Origin of the sequence: Frigoribacterium sp. Leaf415 (assembly GCF_001424645.1) — a bacterium.
Taxonomy (GTDB): Bacteria; Actinomycetota; Actinomycetes; order Actinomycetales; family Microbacteriaceae; genus Frigoribacterium.
Genome location: NZ_LMQR01000001.1, coordinates 328,194 through 344,667, shown reverse-complemented (window position 1 = coordinate 344,667; position 16,474 = coordinate 328,194). Strand labels below are relative to the sequence as shown.

The following is a 16,474-nucleotide window of genomic DNA, read 5'->3' as shown; positions in this document are numbered from 1 at the left end:
GTGCCGCCTGGCTGACGTGCCCCGCGCGGCCTCGTCCCTAGAGCGACAGGCCGAGGAGCACGGGCTCGGGGTGCAGCAGCACGCCGAACTCGGACTGGACGCGCTGCTGCACGTAGCGGGCGAGCTCGGCGACCTCGTCGCCCGTGGCACCGCCACGGTTGGTCAGGGCCAGGGTGTGCTTGGACGAGACGGCGGCCCGCGAACCGGGCAGTCGGAAGCCCTTGGCGATTCCGGCGTGCTCGATCAGCCAGGCCGCGCTGAGCTTGACCTCGGCGGGCGCCCGGGGTGCCGGGGCGGCCGGCTCCTCACCGAGCGGCACGACCCGACGCTCGGGTTCGGGGCCGGTCGGCCACCGCGGTGCGTCGGTGGGCAGGGTCGACGCATCGGCCCGCGACACGATCGGGTTCGTGAAGAACGAGCCGCTGGACGCGGTGTCACGGTCGTCGGGGTCGAGCACCATGCCCTTGGCGGCCCGCAGGGCCAGCACGCTCGACCGCACGTCGGCCACCGAGACGCGGGCCCCGAGTTCGACGCCGAGGGCCTTCGCGAGCTGCGGGTACGCGACCTGCTCGCTCGCGCCTCCGTGGTCCGCCAGGGCGAACTCGACCGCCGTGACGACGCCCCGGCGGCCCTGCTTGAACACGCTCGTGCGATAGCCGAGGTCGAGGTTGGCCGCGGGGATGCGGACGAACTCACCGGAGTCGTCGTCGAGGAAGTCGACGGCCACGAGCGTCGAGGCGACCTCTTGACCGTAGGCACCGATGTTCTGGATCGGCGAGGCGCCCGTCGAGCCGGGGATGCCGCTCAGCGCCTCGAGCCCCGACCAGCCCTGCTCGACCGTGTAGGCGACGAGGTCGTCCCAGGGCTCGCCGGCGGCGACGCGAAGGTGGACGCGGTCGTCGTCGGAGTCGACGCGCTCGACACCGCGCGTGGCCACGCGGACGACCGTGCCGTCGAACGGCTCGTCGGAGGCGACCGTGTTCGAGCCGCCGCCGAGGACGAACCAGGGGTCGTCGCCGAGCGACGCCTCGCGGACGGCCGCCAGGAGCTCGTCCGTCGTCGTCGCCTCGACGAGGCGGGCGGGCTCGCCGCCCACCTGCATCGTCGTGAGCTCGGCGAAGGTCGTCACGCCAGCGTCACCACGACCTGGGCCTTGCCCAGCACCGTCTGGCCGCCGGAGGACACGGTCAGGTCGATGCGCGCCGTGCCGGCCTCGTCGTCGAGCTTGCCCACCTTCGCGACGACGACGATCTCGGCCCCGGCGGTCGGGTCGACCACGACGGGACGCGTGAAGCGCACCTGGTAGTCCGACACCCAGCCGAGCACGCCGGCGTCGTCGCCCGCGCCCTCGAGCCATTCGACGACCGGCTGGACGGCGGTCCCCATCGTGAGCATGCCGTGGGCCAGGACGCCGGGCAGACCGACCTCGGCCGCCACGTCGTCGCGGTAGTGGATCGGGTTGAAGTCGCCCGACGCCCCGGCGTACCGCACCAGCGAGTCGCGTGTGAGGGGGTAGGTCTTCTCGGCCACGACCTGGCCGACCTCGAGGGCGCTCACGCGACGGCCTCGTCGTCGGCGCGGACGACGAGCGTCGACACGGCGGTGACCACGTGTCGCCCCTCGACGTCGCGCATGTCGGAGGACGCCGTGACCATCGCGTTGCCGCCCAGTGTCTTGACGCTCGTGACGGTCAGGGTCGCCGTGAGCTCATCCCCCGCGACGATCGGACGAGAGAGCGAGAAGCGCTGCTCGCCGTGGACGACGCGGGAGAAGTCGATGCCGGCGTCGGGTTCGGCGAGCAGCTGGGCGAGGGTGGCCTCTTGCACGACGACGGCGAAGGTCGGCGGGGCGACCAGGTCGCCGTGGCCGGCCGCGCGGGCCGCCTCGACGTCGAGCGACAGGGGGCTCGTCGAGCCGGTGGCGCGGGCGAACTCGCGCACCTTCTCGCGGCCCACGAGGTAGGGCGGGGCCGGCGGGAAGACCCGCCCTTGCAGATCAGGGTTCACGGACACGCGGTCGAGTCTAACCAGCGGGGTACGACGCCCGGCCCGGTGTCGGGGGCACGGCGTACGGTCACGGCATGAGCGACGCGAACATCGACCCCGACATCACCCCCGTCGACCCGGCAGCGGCCGAGTCCGACGAGACGACGACCACCGACACGACGAGCACCGAGCAGACCGACCAGGCCGCCACGGCCCGCGAAGAGAACTCGAACCCCGCACACGGCGAGACACTCGGCGGCGCCCGCCCCGACGCCGGCAGCACGGCGTCGAAGGACCCCGACGACTGGGTCACCGGCGACGAGCCCATCACCGGCCCGCAGAAGAGCTACCTCGACACCCTCGCCCGCGAGGCCGGCGAAGAGCTGCCCGCCGACATGACCAAGGCCGAGGCCAGCGAGCACATCGACCGCCTGCAGCAGAAGACCGGCCGGGGGGCCTGACGCCTCATCGTCCGACGGGGCCCGGGCCGATCCACGAAGGACGGTACCGGGCCTCTTCCGTTCCCCCCTGCGCAGTCGTACACTCCAGTCACGTCTGGGATGGTAACTCGACGTGGGCACCCTCCTCCGGCGCGTGCCGGTACTGATCCACCTGCACCTCGAGCGCCGAGGGTGCGACGGGGTGCATCCGAGTCCTCCCCCGACTCGGGTGCACCTCTTCGCGTTCCCGGTCCTTCCGGACGTGGCCGGCCGTGTCCAGGGCCGAGGGCCATCGCGCGTCTAGGGTGAGCGGATGACCTCCCGCGAGCCCCCGGTCTCCGCCGTCGGCTCCGGACGCCGCGACGGACCGGCCTCGTGGACCATCGCCCTGCTCGGGTCGACGCACCCGGGGCCGACGGTCGTGGTGACCCTCCTCGCAGTCGTGCTGGGCGCCTCCTCGGGGCTGCCCCTCGGTCGGCTCGTGATCCTCGCCCTCGCGGTGCTGCTCGGACAGGCCTCGATCGGCTTCGCCAACGACTGGCTCGACGCCGGACGCGACCGCGCCGTGGGACGCACCGACAAGCCGGTCGCCCAGGGCCGCGTGAGCGTGTCGGCCGTCCGCACCGCCGCGGTGGTCTGCGGAGTCCTGATGCTCGTGCCGTCGTACGCGTTGGGGCCTGCCGCCGGCACGGCGCACCTCGTGCTCGTGGCCTCGGGGTGGGCGTACGACCTCGGGCTCAAGCGCACACCGGTCTCGGTGGTGCCGTTCGTCGTCAGCTTCGGCCTGCTGCCCGTCGTCGCCACCCTCGCCGCGGCCCCGCCCGCGCCGCCCGCCGCCTGGGCCGTGGCCGTCGGAGCCGTCTTCGGCGTCGCCATCCATTTCACCAACGTGCTGCCCGACCTCGACGACGACGCGCGCACCGGCATCGCGGGGCTGCCGCACCGCCTCGGACGCACGGTGTCGGGAATCACCGCGTTCGCAGCCCTGGCCGTCGCGGCCGTCCTGCTGCTCTCGGGCCAGCTGGGCGGCGGCTCGTCGACGCCGGGCCTCGTGGCTGCGGTGATCGGCACCGTCGCGACCCTCGGCATCGCCGTCGTCGGCGTGCGCCTCGTCCTCGCGGGACGCGTCGAGCGGACCCTCTTCCGGCTGATCATGGTCGCGGCCGTGCTGCTCGTGGTGCAGCTGGCCCTCAGCGGCGGCACGATCGTCGCCTGAGGCCCACGCGTCACGGTGGGCCGGGCAGGGGCCGGACGCGTCAGGCCCAGCGCATCGCGTAGACCGACGCGAGGACGTGCCGACTCGGGGCCCGCAGCACGGCCCCGAGCGCCAGGTCGCGGGCCCGCGCCGTGCCCCCGCCGACGGGTCGACCGAGTGCGGTGTTCCACTCGGCCTGGCGGGCGGCCCGGACGGCGGCGCGGGCGCGGCCGGCCTCGAAGCGGGCGAACGTCGTCGGGTCGAGCAGCCGCCCTCCCCTCCGCTTCACCGCCACGGCGATCGCGGTCTCGAGCGCGTGTCCGTCGAGCCAGCCGAGGTTCATGCCCTGGCCACCGATGGGGCTGATCTCGTGGGCGGCGTCGCCGATCAGCACGACCCGGCCGACGACCGTCCGGGTGGCCAGGCGGCGTCGGACGCCGAACGCACTGGTCATGGTCGAGGTCGTCGGGTCGACGGGCGACCCGGTGCGATCGGACACCACCCGCGCGACGTCGTCTGCGGTCACCGGGGCGGTCGGCCCGTGCGCCGACCCGGCGTGGACCACGAATCGTCGCCGCCCCGCGGGCAACGGGAACGACTCGACCACCCCGGTGCGCTCGAGGTGGATCACCGCGTCGGGGCCGTGGCCGGTCGTGTCGGCGAAATCGCCCATGACGTAGCGGTCGGGCAGGTCCCGGGCCCTGGTGTCGACGCCCAGGGCGGCGCGGACGGCGCTGCGCGTGCCGTCGGCCCCGACGACGAACCGGGCGGCGACGACCACCGGGCCCTCGTCGTCGACCCCCTGGACGACCACGTCCTCGTCGCGTTGCTCGAGCCCGACGAACCGCACACCCCGGCGCAGGGCGTCGTCCCGCCGCGCGGCGAGCCCCGTCCGCAGCACGGCCTCGGTGCGGTCCTGCGGCACGGCGGCGACGAACGGCCACCGGGACGACGCCCGGTCGAACGGCACGACGCCCACCGTCCGGATGCCGCTGCGGGCGATCCCCCGCCGGATGCGGACGGCGTCGGCGAGCAGGTCCTCCGCGAGGCCGAGCCGGTCGAACAGGTCGATCGAGGGCGGATGCACGCCGAGGGCGCGAGAGTGCGCCGGGTCGTCGACCCGCGCCTCCCAGACGACGGCGTCGAGGCCGCGATCGGCCAACGCGGCGGCGAGCATCACCCCGACGGGTCCGCCACCGACGATCAGGACGTCATGCGTCCGCACGGCCGGCACCTCCGGGGACGTCGGCGTCGGTCTCGCGGACGAGCAGCAGACGGAAGGGCCACTGCCGGACGACGTGCCAGCCGCTGGGGGCCACGTCGACCAACTCGCCCGGGGTGAAGCTGCGCCGGATCGACAACAGTCCGTCGACGTGGACGAACGACCGCCTCCGCCACGGCCAGGTGGCGGCCCGGTAGGCGAGGTACGCCCCGCGGGCCCGCTCGATGTCGGCGTGCAGCACGAGGCGGGTGGCCAGCCGGGAGCTGTCGTCGAGCACGGCCGCCCGGGCCTCGTCGTCGAGGTGGTGCAGCACGTGGTTCGACACGACCACGTCGAAGGTCTCGCCCGCCGCGACGAGCTCGGTGCTCGACGCCCGCCGGAACTCGACACCGGCCGGCACGGGGCGCGACACCGCGAAGGCGTGGGCCCGGTCGTCGGGGTCGACGGCCACGACCTCGAGAGCGAGGCCGTCGCGGCGTGCCCAGCCGGCCAGGGCACGGGCCAGGTCGCCGCCGCCGGACCCGAGGTCGAGCAGCCGCGTCACCTTCTCGGCGGACAGCACCGGGCGCAGGCGGCGGAGGTACACCCGACGCCACCCCGCGACGAGACCGTTCACGACGGGGAAAGCCCGGTAGGTGGCGTTCAGCAGCCCGAGGTCGCAGCCCGGGTCGTCCATCAGCTCGACGAGGTCGACGCCCCGTCGCGACAGGTCGGGCCACCAGGGAGGCCGCACCGCGATCGACGGAGCCGAGGAGGTGCGGGTCGCGCTCACGAGACCGCGCGTCGCGTCATCAGCGCGGTCTCGACGGTCAGCCCGGGGCCGAACGCCATGGCACCCACGCGCTGCGACGGGGCGGCGGGCCCGCCCATCAGCTCGGCGAGGATGAACAGGACGGTCGCGCTCGACATGTTGCCGTACTCGCGCAGCACGTCGCGCGAGGGCGCCAGGTGGGCGTCCGTCAACCCGAGCTGCTGCTGCACCCGGTCGAGGATGCTGCGCCCGCCCGGATGGACGGCCCAGAGGTCGACGTCGCCGACGCCGACGCCGCCGGCCGCGAAGAGCGGTGCCAGGGCCGAGTCGATGTGCAGCTCGATGATCTGCGGCACGTAGCTGCTCAGCACCATGTCGAAGCCCAGGTCGCCGATCGTCCACGCCATGTCGGTCTCGCCGACCGGGGTGAGCACCGTCTCGAGCACGTCGAGGTCGAGCACGACGGAACCCGACGGAGCCGGGAGGGCGGTCACGACCGCCGCGGCCGCGCCGTCGGCGAACACGGACGAGGCGACGATCGAGTCGGGGTCGTCGGAGCTGCGCAGGTGCAGCGTGCAGAGTTCGGCGCAGACGACGAGCACGACCGCCTCCGGGTCGGCGAGGCAGAAGTCCCGTGCCGCGGCGAGGGCCGGGAAGGCGCCGTAGCAGCCCATGAAGCCGAGGTGGTGGCGACGGGTCGACGGTGACAGCCCGAGGCCCCGCACGAGCAGGTAGTCGGGGCCGGGCGCGAAGAAGCCGGTGCACGAGACGCTGATCACGTGCGTGACGTCGTCGGGACCGAGGTCGGGCGCCCCCGCGAGGGCGGCCCGAGCGGCGTCGAGGAAGAGCTCGGGCGACCGGTCCACGTAGACCTGGTTGCGCGCACCTGTGCCGGGTCGCAGGATCTCGTTCGACGCGGCGTCGTAGAACGTCGGCTCGCCCTCGCGTGGTCGACGGTCGAGCTCGTCGACGACGGTGTGCCGGGTCTCGATGGCCGAGGCGCCGAACGCGGCGCCGACGATGCGCTGCCCGAGGCGGCCGAGGCCGGGCTGGGTGGCGAAGATCTCGCGGACGTCGTCTTGTCGGATGATGGTCGGGGGCACCGCGGTGCCGATGCTGCGGATGCTCACGGCCATGCCTCATCGTAGGCCCGGCGCCTGGGCACGACGAACCGGCCTCGCCCCGGCGGGCCGGGGCCGATCGGCGGGCACCGACGACGAAGGCCCGAACTCGTGAGAGATCCGGGCCTGCGGTAGCGAGGGCGGGACTTGAACCCGCGACACCACGATTATGAGCCGTGTGCTCTAACCAACTGAGCTACCCCGCCGCAGGCTGCGGGCCCTGCCGGCATCACACCGGGACGGGACCGAGACAGCCAGAGCCCCGAGTCAGGATTGAACTGACGACCCCTTCCTTACCATGGAAGTGCTCTACCACTGAGCTATCGGGGCGTGACCAGCAGGCGAGCGACCCAGGTCGCTGCCGATTGGCACCAGACAAGGGTAGCAGAGCGAACGGGGTGCTGACGCCACGTGCCGACCCGGCCCGGCGAGGCACGTCCGGGGCAGGATCGACGGGTGCACAGCCTCGAACTCCTGCTCGACCCGGCCTCCGACGAGGCCGTCCGTGACGAATGGCGCGTGCTGTCCGCGGCGGGGCTTCCGTCGCAGGGCGACCACGCCGGGACGTCGAACGCGCCGCACGTCACGCTGGTGGCACGACCCGGCCTCGACCCGGCGGCCGACCCGCGCCTCCTGCCCCTGTCGGCGGCGCTGCCGCTGCCGGCCGAACTCGGCGGGCTGCTGCTCTTCGGCGCGCCTCCGCGCGGGCTCGTGCTGGTGCGGCCGGTGGTCGTGACCGGCGAGCTGCTGGATCTCCACGCCCGGGTGCACGAGAGCCTGGGAGGCGCGGGGGACGTCCCGCACACCGTCCCCGGTCGATGGACGCCCCACGTCACGCTCGCGTCGCGCCTGACTCCCGAGCAGGTGGCCCGGGCAGTCGACGCCCTCGCCGACGCCGACATCCCGTCGACCCGGCCGGTCGTGCTGTCGCAGCTGCGACGCTGGGACCCGAGCACGGGCGCGATCATCGCCCTGGGCCCCGTCACCGCGGACGAGGGGGACGGTGCCGGACGTCGACCTCGGAGATCAGGCGAACGGACGCGAGACGGCCTCGAGTGACGCCAGATCGCCCTCGGTCAGCTCGACCCGGGCGGCGTCGAGCAGGCCCTCGAGCTGCCGAGGGGTGCGGGCGCTGCCGAGGGCGCCGATGACGTTGTCGCGTGACGCCAGCCAGGCCACGGCGACGGCGCCGGGTTGGACGTCGAGCCGCTCGGCGATCTCGACGACGACCTCGAGGGTGCCCTGGTTCTGCGGGGTGATGTAGCTGAGGGCCCGGCTGCCCCGGGGGGAGTCCCCGCGACCGGCCTCGTGCCGGTACTTGCCCGTCAGGAACCCGCTCGCCAGGGACGAGTGCGGCAGCACGGCGAGGTCGTAGTGGTCGACGATCGCCGCGACGTCGCTCTCGTACTCGGCGCGACGCACCAGGTTGTACGCGACCTGGACCAACCGGAACGGGTGCAGTCCGTCGCGGTCGGCGATCGCGAGGGCCTGACGGAGGCGCGCACCGGTGTAGTTGGACGCCCCGGCGCAGAGGATCTTGCCCTCGTCGACGAGCTCGCTGAGCGCGCCCACGGTCTCGTCGAGGGGCGTCTCGTCGTCGTCGAAGTGCGTGAAGTAGAAGTCGACGTGGTCGGTGCGCAGACGGCGCAGCGACGCCTCGACGGCCGTGCGGATGCTGGCGCGTGACAGGCCGGGGGCGTCGGGGTGCTGCCCGCACTTGGTGCTCAGCACGACCCGGTCGCGGTTGCCCGGTCGGGCGAGCCAACGACCGATGATCGCCTCGGACTCGCCCCCGGAGTTGCCCGGCAGCCACGCCGAGTAGACGTCGGCCGTGTCGACGACGCGACCGCCGTCGTCGGCGAAGAGGTCGAGCACCTCGAGGGCGGTGGGGGCGCCGACCGTCCAGCCGAAGACGTTGGTCCCCAGCGCGAGCGGGAACGGCCGGGTGCCGGCGGGCAGGTCGGCCGTCACGAGGTCGGTCGCAGGGTTCAGGATCGTGCCAATCGTGTCGCGGGTGCTCGTGCCCCGGAGCTCGCGCGCCGGGTGCTCTGACCACGACCGTAGCCGATGCCGCGTCGGGGGCCTGCCGTATCGTGGCCGCATGTCCACACGAGAACCGGCCGAGACCGACACGCTGACCCCGACCGCCCCGCTCGAGGGCACCGCGACGACCACCGGCCAGGGCGGAGAATGGTGGCGAACCGCCGTCATCTACCAGGTCTATCCGCGGTCGTTCGCCGACGGCGACGGCGACGGCGTCGGAGACCTCCCCGGCATCACGTCGCGCCTCGACGCCCTCGGCGAGCTCGGCGTCGACGCCGTCTGGCTGTCGCCGTTCTACACCTCGCCCCAGCGCGACGCGGGCTACGACGTGGCCGACTACCGCGACGTCGACCCGCTGTTCGGCACCCTGGACGACTTCGACGCCCTCCGCGCCCGGGCCACCGAGCTGGGCCTGCGCGTCATCGTCGACGTCGTGCCGAACCACACCTCGAGCGACCACGCGTGGTTCCGCGAGGCCCTCGCCTCGGCACCGGGTTCGGCCGCCCGCGGCCGCTACCTGTTCCGCGACGGCCGCGGCCCCGACGGCGACCTGCCGCCGAACAACTGGCAGTCGATCTTCGGCGGCCCGGCCTGGTCCCGGGTGACCGAGGCCGACGGCCGACCGGGTCAGTGGTACCTGCACCTGTTCGACTCGTCGCAACCCGACCTGGACTGGACGAACCGCCGCGTGCGCGACGAGTTCGTCGACGTGCTGCGCTTCTGGCTCGACCGCGGCGTCGACGGGTTCCGGGTCGACGTCGCACACGGCATGGTCAAGGCCGAGGGCCTGCCCGACTACACGCCTCCCGCCGACTCCGGCAGCATGGGCGGCGGTCAGGGCGACTCCGCTCCCCCGCCGTACTGGGGCCAGGAGGGCGTGCACGAGATCTACCGCGAGTGGCACACTGTCCTCGCCGAGTACCCGGGCGACCGGGTGCTCGTCGCCGAGGCCTGGGTCGAACCGCTCTCGCGTCTCGCCGACTGGGTGCGCCCCGACGAGATGCACCAGGCCTTCAACTTCGCCTACCTCGAGACCGGATGGTCGGCCCCGGCCGTCCGTGAGGTCGTCGACGCGTCGATCCAGACCTTCTCGAGTGTCGGGGCCCCGAGCACCTGGGTGCTGAGCAACCACGACGTCGTCCGGCACGCCAGCCGGCTCGCCCTCACCGCCGAGAACCCGCAGGGGTACGGCATCGGTCCGAAGAGCGAAGGGCTCCCCGTCCCCGAGCTCGGGCTGGCCAGGGCCCGAGCCGCGTCGGCACTCATGCTGGCCCTCCCCGGCAGCGCCTACGTCTACCAGGGTGAAGAACTCGGCCTGCCCGAGGCGATCGACCTGCCCGACGACTCCCGACAAGACCCCACGTGGTTCCGCACGGACGGGGAGCGCTACGGCCGGGACGGCTGCCGCGTGCCGCTGCCCTGGTCCGCGACCGAGCCGGCCTTCGGGTTCAACGCGACCGGCGCCTCCTGGTTGCCCCAGCCCGCCGACTGGTCGACGTACGCCCGCGACGAGCAGCGGGGCGTGGCCGGCTCGACGCTCGAGCTCTACACGCGGGCGCTGCGCCTCCGTGCCGACCACGAGCTCGGTGCGGGCACGCTGACCTGGCTCGACGGCTTCGGACCCGACGTGGTCGCGTTCCGCAGCCAAGGCGTCACCGTCGTGAGCAACATGGGCGACGTCCCCGTCGAGTTGCCCGTGGCCGAGGTCCTTCTGGCCACCATGGTCGTCGACGGGCCGGCCCTGCCGGCCAACGCGACGGTCTGGCTCGCGACCACGTCGTAGGCACGGCGACAGCGGAAGAGCCCCACCTGGTAACAGGTGGGGCTCTTCTCGTGCTCACCGCGGTCGCGGAAGCGCGGGGGTCAGTTCGTGTTGGCCTGGAGCCAGGGATACGGGTCGACGGGCACGCCACCGATCACGATCTCGAAGTGCAGGTGGGCCCCGGTGCTGTTGCCCGTGCTGCCGACCTTTCCGATGATGGTGCCGACCGTGACGGTCTCGCCCTCGCGGACCTCGACCGAACCGGTCTGCATGTGCGCGTAGACGCTGGTGACCTTCTGGCCGTTGACGACGTGGTCGATCCACACGTTGTTGCCCAGGGCACCAGAGGGACCGTCGACCTTGCTGACGACGCCGTCGGCGATCGACTGGATCGGCGAACCGGCACCGGGGACGAAGTCGAGACCCTGGTGGAACGTGGAGCAGAAGCCGCAGTTGGCGACCTGACGGGCACCGAAGCCGCTGCTGATGGGCACACCCGTCTGGAACGGCCACTGCACCGTGCCGTTGACGTCGTTGGAGAACGTGCTGGCACTCGTCGAGGCGTATTCGGTGACCGCCTTCATCTCGGTGACCGAGTAGCCGTCACGCGAGATGCCGGCCGTACCGTCTGCCGAGGGCGCGGCCGCCGTGTAGCTCTGCGAGTCGGCGGCCTTCTTGGCGGCCGTCTGCGTGGGGGTGTCGACGAAGAAGGCGTTGGCGGGCACCGAGGTGGCCACGAGCATCGACCCGGCGAAGAGCATGGCTCCGACGACGGTGACACGCTTGGTGTTGCGACGGAAGGTGGCCCCGGCGGTGCGGGGGGCGCGGACGGGTGCCTCGCGGCGAGCGGCGGGGCGCTGGGTGCGGGCCGCCTTGGTGCGTCCGGCGGCAGAGGCATGCGTGCCGGACTCGGCGGCGAGCCGCGCGGCACGCCTCGGAGAGACGGGCTCGGTCGCCGCTGTCGGAGCCTTCGGAGTGGGGGCCTCGGCCACGAGCGCGTGCTCGACGACGGCGGCCGGAGGAGTCGGCGCGGCAGGGGCCTTCGCCTCTGCGGGGCTCGTCGTCACGGCGACCTGGGCGGCGCGGCGCTCGGCCTCGCGGGCTTCACGACGGGTGAGGTAGACGGGGGCGTCGGCCACGACGGGGACGGTCGGAGCGACGCTCAGCGAACCGGTGCCCGTGAGGTCGTCGGTGGCGCGACGCGACGGGGTTCCGTCGCCGTCGGGCTCGGCGATCTGCTGGTACTTCGTCACGTGTGATGGGTCCTCGGGGTGATCGGGATCGGACGGTGGGTGCACCGTCGTCTTCACGGCCGCCACTGGTGATCGTGGCACGGTCTCGATGCGGACCTTCGGAGGAGGCCGCCGAGGAATGCATCACGCGATGATCACGGATCAGTAACGACCTCACCAGGGTAGCCGGTCGGTGAACGAATGGCTACCCGCGTTCGGGTGTCAATGTGGATATGTACAGTTGAAACACAGTATGACAACGTGCGACGACTTGTGCGCGACGAGGGTGTTCCCTGTCAGATGCCGGCCTCGACGACGAGGGTGGCGAGGCCGCGGGCGATGCTGGGGGCCGCCACGAAGGTCAGCGATTCGCTGGGGGCCTCACCGACCTCTCCGCGGACGACGGCGCCTGCCTCAGCGGCCACGAGCGCACCCGCCGCGTGGTCCCACGGCTTGAGCCCTCGCTCGACGTAGGCGTCGACCCGCCCCGCCGCGACGGCGCAGAGGTCGAGCGAGGCCGCCCCCAAGCGCCTCAGGTCACGGACGCGCCCGACCACCCGGACCAGCGCCTCCGCGTGCTCGACACGGCGGGCGGCGTCGTACGAGAACCCGGTCGCCAGCAGGGACAGCTCGAGGGAGGCCGGAGCGTTCACCCCGAGACGACGCCCGTCCAGCCACGCACCGCCGCCGACCGACGCCGTGAAGGTCTCGCCCGACGTCGGGTTGGCGACGACCGCCGCGAGGGCACGCCAGGTGAGCGGATCGGGGCCGCCCTCGACGACGGCGATGCTCACGGCCCACTGCGGGATGCCGTAGAGGAAGTTGACGGTGCCGTCGATGGGGTCGACGACCCAGGTGAGACCCGTGGTCGAGTCGTCGGCCTCGCCCTCTTCACCGAAGAAGCCGTCGCCGGGACGCAGCTCGGCCAGACGACCCCGGACGTACGCCTCGACCTCACGGTCGGTGTGCGTCACGACGTCGACGGCACTGCTCTTGGTCTCGGCGACCTCGACCCCCTCGGATCGGCGGCGGGCCGCCAGCTCGGCGGCCTCACGCGCGACGACGACGGCGATCTCGAGCAACTCGGCGGGGGTCGGGGTGACGGACACGGGTCCTCCTGGGGGTGAGGCGCCCGGTAACGCAAGAACGGACTCGACGAGCGAGTCCGTTCTTGAGGGGCAACCGTGGCAAGTGAGGGATTCGAACCCCCGAAGGCTACGCCGGCTGATTTACAGTCAGATCCCTTTGGCCGCTTGGGTAACTTGCCATGCACGCCCAGCCCGTGTGATCACCGACCGGAGGCGCCCGACAAATATACAGCCTCCCGAGCCCCCTCACGACCACTCGGCCTCGCCCCTCCCCTGCCCGCCCTCCCCTCGCCGCTGTGCACATCGCGACAACCGGCCACCGACACGCCGCCGTTCCGCGATTCGACAGGCGGTCTCGTGGACCAGTGGTCGGATTCGGCACGCTGTGGGCGGGTCCAGCAGTCGGGTTCGGCCCCCGATCGGTCGACGAGGAGGTGCGCGGCGGTTCGTCTCGCCCACAGCGGGTCGGAGGTCTTCGCCCTCCCCAGGCCGCAGTGGTCGAGACTTCTGCCCTCCCGGCGGCCAGAAGGCTCTGCAGATGACCGCCATCGTCCCCGCCACCGTGAGACGGCTCGGCTCCGTCGCCCACCGTCGTCAACTGTTTGCCGCCGGCCTGTCCCGGCGCCAGGTGGAGTCGTCGTGGGCCGCCGGTGAGATCGTCCGCATCCGGCACGGACTCTACGGACTCGTCGATCTGCCGACCGACGTCGTCCGGGCGGCGCGGGTAGGAGGCGCGCTGTCGGGAGCCTCGTCGCTCGCGCATCGAGGCGCTTGGGTTCCCCCGAGTCCACGCCTGGTCGTCTCCGTTCCGCACAACGCCCGCGATCTCCGGGACCCGGACGACGCCGGGGAACGGCTCGACCCGGAGCGATCCGACGTGCTCGTCCTTCGTGACCTGTCGCGGTTCGATCGCCGCACGGAACGACTGATGGCGTCCCCGAGCAGGGCGGCGGCCCAGGCGTTCCTCCACGAACCAGCTGAGCACGCGGCAGCCATCGTCGACTCCGCCCTCCGGCTGGCCCCGATGCAGCGGCCCGACCTCGACGAGGTCTCACGCCTCTTGGCGACACGACGCTCAGCTCAGGGACTCGTGACCATGATCGACCCGAGGGCCGAGTCCGGGACCGAGTCCATGGCGCGCCTCCTTCTCGCACGTGACGGCATCCACGCCGAGCCTCAGGTGTGGGTCGACGATCACACCCGCGTCGATCTGCTGATCGACGGCTGGTTCGTGCTCGAATGCGTGAGCAAGGAACACCATTCCTCGCCTGCTCATTACAACCGAGACCGTGAACGGATCGTCCACATCACCGGCCTCGGCTTCGTCGTCCTCGAGGTCACGTACCCGCAGGTGCTGTTCGACTGGCATGCGGTTCGCCAGGCCGTCCGGATGACCCTGGGGCGTTAGCCCGGTCGACCTCTCTCGTCTCGGCCGAGGCAGTCCGAACCCGGCCCCGCCCGCCCACCGGGGCGGGCCGAACCCGACCTCACCCAGTTGGCGCACCGAGCCAAACCCGACATTTCTCGGCCTCGCACCCCGCCGAACCAAGATCTGCCGGCGTGTCGACGCGCAACTGTCGCGATTTGCACACGGAGCAGAGGGGCGGGGGCGGGGGCGCGCGGCTACTGGACGGCGGAGGTGAGGCGGGCGACGTTGTCGAGGACCTTCGAGCGGAAGGGGCGCACGAGCCAGTCGTCGAGGAACAGTTCGCGGCTCGAGTCGCGGTACGTCTGCTCGACCTCGCGCAGCCGGTCGACGAACTCGCGTCCGCGCACCATGACCGAGATCTCGAGGTTGAGGCTGAAGGACCGCATGTCCATGTTGCTCGAGCCGATGACGGCGACCTCGTCGTCGATCGAGAAGTGCTTGGCGTGCAACACCGTCGGCGAGCGATAGAGGAAGATGCGGACCCCCGACCGCAGCAGGGCCTCGTAGTAGGAGCGTTGCGCGTGGTAGACCACAGGCTGGTCGCCGATCTCGCTGACGAAGAGCTGCACCTCGAGCCCCCGCTGGGCCGCCGTCGTGACGGCGTAGAGCATCGACTCGTCGGGCACGAAGTAGGGGCTGGTGATGATGATGCGCTCCTGCGCGCTGTAGAGCAGCGAGTTGAAGAGCCGCAGGTTGTTCTCGCCGTCGAAACCCGGCCCGCTCGGCACCACCTGGCAGTCGATGGTCTCGAGCCGGTCGGCCGTGTGCACGGGGTCGGTCTCGCGGAGCAGCAACTCGTCGGTCTCGCTGTACCAGTCGGTGACGAACAAGGCGTTGATGCCGGCGACGATGGGGCCCTCGAAGCGGACCATGAAGTCTTTCCACTCGAGGCCGCGTCGCTTGTTCTTGCGCTTCTGGTAGCTCTTGTCGACCATGTTCTGCGAGCCCGTGAAGGCCACGCGACCGTCGATCACGAGCAGCTTGCGGTGGTTGCGCAGATCGGGCCGTTGGTACTTGCCCCGCAACGGCAGCACGGGCAGCATGAGCTGCCACTGCACGCCCATCGCGTCCAGCCGTCTTCGCGCCTTGCGGTAGCCCGGGTACCCGCGACTGGCGATGTGGTCCATCAGCACGCGGACCGTGACGCCCCGTCGACGGGCGTTCTCGAGTGCGAGGAAGAACGGCTCGGTCGTGCGGTCGAGGCTCGTGATGTAGAACTCGGCGTGGACGTAGCGGTGCGCCCCGTCGACGGCCTCGACCATGGCCGCCATGGACTCGTCGTAGTCGGTGTGCATCTCACCGGTGTTGCCGCCGACCAGGGGCATGGCCCCGAGCGTGCGGTTGAGTTCGACCACGGAGTCGAGCCAGGCCGGCCACGGGTGGTCGCGCTTGACGCGCTCCATGCCCTCGGTCGTCTCGATGATGTACTTGTTGATCTCGCTCTGCTTCTCACGACGCCGCGCGGGCAACTTCGTGCTGCCGATCAACAGGAACAGGACGAACCCGACGTACGGGATCAGGAAAATCGCGAGCAACCACGCGGTGGCCGTCTGCGGCCGCCGGTTGATCGGCACGTAGACGATCGCGAAGACCCTGATCGCGATGTCGAGCACGATGCCCAGCACGGCGATCGTCGGCGCCACCCAGGCGGGTTCGACCATGGACGGGACCTCGGAGCCGTGTGCCGCGGGTGACTAGCGGAAGTTGACGAACTGCAGGTCGACGTCGAGGTCGGCCTTCTTCAACAGCGCCATGGTGGCCTGGAGGTCGTCTCGACTCTTGGACTGCACGCGCAGCTCGTCGCCCTGGATCTGGCTCTTCACGCTCTTGGGGGCCTCGTCGCGGATGATCTTGCCGATCTTCTTCGCGGCGTCCTGCTCGATGCCCTGCTTGAGGGACGCCTCGATGCGGTACTCCTTGCCGCTGGCGAAGGGCTCGCCGACGTCGAGGTGCTTGAGGCTGATGCTGCGCTTGATGAACTTCGACTCGAGCACGTCGAGCACGGCCTTGACGCGTTCTTCGGTGCCGGCCTTCAGCAGCAGCTTCTCGCCGCTCCAGTCGACCGAGGCGCCGACGCCCTTGAAGTCGTACCGCTGCTCGATCTCTTTCTGGGCCTGGTGGAGGGCGTTGTCGGCCTCCATCTTGTCGACCTTGCTGACCACGTCGAAGGAACTGTCTGCCATGGGGACCACCTTACCGACGACCA

Annotated in this window: 15 protein-coding genes, 3 tRNA genes and 1 pseudogene; 5 read left to right on the top strand and 14 right to left on the bottom strand. The window is 71.8% G+C overall.

Going from position 1 to position 16,474, the window contains the following annotated elements; all coding sequences use genetic code 11:
* Positions 1–37 precede the first annotated feature (37 nt).
* Genes ASG28_RS01670 through ASG28_RS01660 form a run of 3 tightly spaced genes read right to left on the bottom strand, consistent with a single transcriptional unit; the run spans position 38 to position 2,012 of the window.
* Positions 38–1,129, bottom strand: coding sequence for a UDP-N-acetylmuramate dehydrogenase (locus tag ASG28_RS01670; RefSeq protein ID WP_255351254.1), 1,092 nt, complete (start codon positions 1,127–1,129; stop codon positions 38–40).
* Positions 1,126–1,557, bottom strand: a complete 432-nt coding sequence (locus tag ASG28_RS01665) for a MaoC/PaaZ C-terminal domain-containing protein (RefSeq protein WP_055971310.1) — start codon at positions 1,555–1,557, stop codon at positions 1,126–1,128. Before ASG28_RS01665 ends, ASG28_RS01670 begins: the two co-directional genes overlap by 4 nt.
* Positions 1,554–2,012: an FAS1-like dehydratase domain-containing protein gene (locus tag ASG28_RS01660; protein ID WP_055971307.1), complete on the bottom strand. Its 459-nt coding sequence runs from the start codon at positions 2,010–2,012 to the stop codon at positions 1,554–1,556. Before ASG28_RS01660 ends, ASG28_RS01665 begins: the two co-directional genes overlap by 4 nt.
* Positions 2,013–2,230: 218 nt before the next feature.
* Here ASG28_RS01660 and ASG28_RS16830 point away from each other — a divergent pair.
* Together ASG28_RS16830 and ASG28_RS01650 are read left to right on the top strand one after the other, a co-directional pair.
* A pseudogene (locus tag ASG28_RS16830) lies at positions 2,231–2,446 on the top strand (DUF3072 domain-containing protein); the annotation flags it as partial.
* Between the two features lie 292 nt (positions 2,447–2,738).
* On the top strand, positions 2,739–3,641 hold the full coding sequence (locus ASG28_RS01650; protein ID WP_082454223.1) for a UbiA family prenyltransferase: 903 nt from the start codon (positions 2,739–2,741) through the stop codon (positions 3,639–3,641).
* A gap of 40 nt (positions 3,642–3,681) precedes the next feature.
* Here ASG28_RS01650 and ASG28_RS01645 read toward each other — a convergent pair whose 3' ends face one another.
* The 5 genes from ASG28_RS01645 to ASG28_RS01625 all read right to left on the bottom strand — a co-directional run bounded on the left by ASG28_RS01645 (position 3,682) and on the right by ASG28_RS01625 (position 7,044).
* Positions 3,682–4,845 carry an FAD-dependent oxidoreductase gene (locus ASG28_RS01645; protein ID WP_157485606.1) on the bottom strand — a complete coding sequence of 388 codons (1,164 nt, stop codon included), beginning with the start codon at positions 4,843–4,845 and terminating at the stop codon, positions 3,682–3,684.
* Positions 4,832–5,614 carry a class I SAM-dependent methyltransferase gene (locus ASG28_RS16315; RefSeq protein WP_235477465.1) on the bottom strand — a complete coding sequence of 261 codons (783 nt, stop codon included), beginning with the start codon at positions 5,612–5,614 and terminating at the stop codon, positions 4,832–4,834. The genes ASG28_RS01645 and ASG28_RS16315 overlap by 14 nt, the downstream gene beginning before the upstream one ends.
* Entirely contained in the window at positions 5,611–6,729 is a 1,119-nt protein-coding gene (locus ASG28_RS16310) for a type III polyketide synthase (protein WP_055971304.1), read from the bottom strand. The genes ASG28_RS16315 and ASG28_RS16310 overlap by 4 nt, the downstream gene beginning before the upstream one ends.
* 117 nt (positions 6,730–6,846) lie before the next feature.
* Positions 6,847–6,920, bottom strand: a tRNA-Met gene (locus ASG28_RS01630).
* 52 nt (positions 6,921–6,972) lie between these two features.
* Positions 6,973–7,044, bottom strand: a tRNA-Thr gene (locus ASG28_RS01625).
* Positions 7,045–7,170: 126 nt separating this feature from the next.
* Here ASG28_RS01625 and ASG28_RS01620 point away from each other — a divergent pair.
* Positions 7,171–7,773, top strand: a complete 603-nt coding sequence (locus tag ASG28_RS01620) for a 2'-5' RNA ligase family protein (RefSeq protein WP_055971301.1) — start codon at positions 7,171–7,173, stop codon at positions 7,771–7,773.
* On the opposite strand, the gene ASG28_RS01615 is transcribed toward ASG28_RS01620, so the two are convergent.
* On the bottom strand, positions 7,741–8,685 hold the full coding sequence (locus ASG28_RS01615) for an aldo/keto reductase (RefSeq protein ID WP_200925245.1): 945 nt from the start codon (positions 8,683–8,685) through the stop codon (positions 7,741–7,743). The two genes, ASG28_RS01620 and ASG28_RS01615, sit on opposite strands and share 33 nt — an antisense overlap.
* A 130-nt stretch (positions 8,686–8,815) precedes the next feature.
* Between ASG28_RS01615 and ASG28_RS01610 the strand changes: the two genes are divergently transcribed.
* Entirely contained in the window at positions 8,816–10,540 is a 1,725-nt protein-coding gene (locus tag ASG28_RS01610) for a glycoside hydrolase family 13 protein (protein ID WP_055971297.1), read from the top strand.
* An 80-nt stretch (positions 10,541–10,620) separates the two neighbouring features.
* On the opposite strand, the gene ASG28_RS01605 is transcribed toward ASG28_RS01610, so the two are convergent.
* From ASG28_RS01605 to ASG28_RS01595, 3 genes are all read right to left on the bottom strand, one after another.
* Positions 10,621–11,772, bottom strand: a complete 1,152-nt coding sequence (locus ASG28_RS01605; protein WP_055971292.1) for a M23 family metallopeptidase — start codon at positions 11,770–11,772, stop codon at positions 10,621–10,623.
* A 275-nt stretch (positions 11,773–12,047) separates the two neighbouring features.
* On the bottom strand, positions 12,048–12,860 hold the full coding sequence (locus ASG28_RS01600; protein WP_055971288.1) for an inositol monophosphatase family protein: 813 nt from the start codon (positions 12,858–12,860) through the stop codon (positions 12,048–12,050).
* Positions 12,861–12,936: 76 nt separating this feature from the next.
* A tRNA-Tyr gene (locus tag ASG28_RS01595) sits at positions 12,937–13,018 on the bottom strand.
* A 359-nt stretch (positions 13,019–13,377) separates the two neighbouring features.
* Between ASG28_RS01595 and ASG28_RS01590 the strand changes: the two genes are divergently transcribed.
* A complete protein-coding gene (locus ASG28_RS01590; RefSeq protein ID WP_056051091.1) occupies positions 13,378–14,247 on the top strand; it encodes a type IV toxin-antitoxin system AbiEi family antitoxin domain-containing protein in 870 nt (289 codons plus the stop codon).
* Between the two features lie 215 nt (positions 14,248–14,462).
* Here the strand turns inward: ASG28_RS01590 and cls are convergent, their stop codons facing one another.
* The gene (gene cls / locus ASG28_RS01585; protein WP_055971282.1) at positions 14,463–15,929 is read right to left on the bottom strand and encodes a cardiolipin synthase; all 1,467 of its coding nucleotides are present in this window, start codon (positions 15,927–15,929) and stop codon (positions 14,463–14,465) included.
* A gap of 33 nt (positions 15,930–15,962) precedes the next feature.
* Positions 15,963–16,451 (bottom strand): YajQ family cyclic di-GMP-binding protein, encoded by a 489-nt coding sequence (locus ASG28_RS01580; RefSeq protein WP_055971279.1) that lies wholly within the window; start codon positions 16,449–16,451, stop codon positions 15,963–15,965.
* Positions 16,452–16,474: the final 23 nt, after the last annotated feature.

What these genes read in the sequence shown, in the direction of transcription:
- cls (WP_055971282.1), bottom strand. Translation starts at nt 15,929, where the DNA reads ATGGTCGAACCCGCCTGGGTGGCGCCGACGATCGCCGTGCTGGGCATC.
- ASG28_RS01580 (WP_055971279.1), bottom strand. Translation starts at nt 16,451, where the DNA reads ATGGCAGACAGTTCCTTCGACGTGGTCAGCAAGGTCGACAAGATGGAG.
- ASG28_RS01650 (WP_082454223.1), top strand. Translation starts at nt 2,739, where the DNA reads ATGACCTCCCGCGAGCCCCCGGTCTCCGCCGTCGGCTCCGGACGCCGC.
- ASG28_RS16310 (WP_055971304.1), bottom strand. Translation starts at nt 6,729, where the DNA reads ATGGCCGTGAGCATCCGCAGCATCGGCACCGCGGTGCCCCCGACCATC.
- ASG28_RS01610 (WP_055971297.1), top strand. Translation starts at nt 8,816, where the DNA reads ATGTCCACACGAGAACCGGCCGAGACCGACACGCTGACCCCGACCGCC.
- ASG28_RS01590 (WP_056051091.1), top strand. Translation starts at nt 13,378, where the DNA reads ATGACCGCCATCGTCCCCGCCACCGTGAGACGGCTCGGCTCCGTCGCC.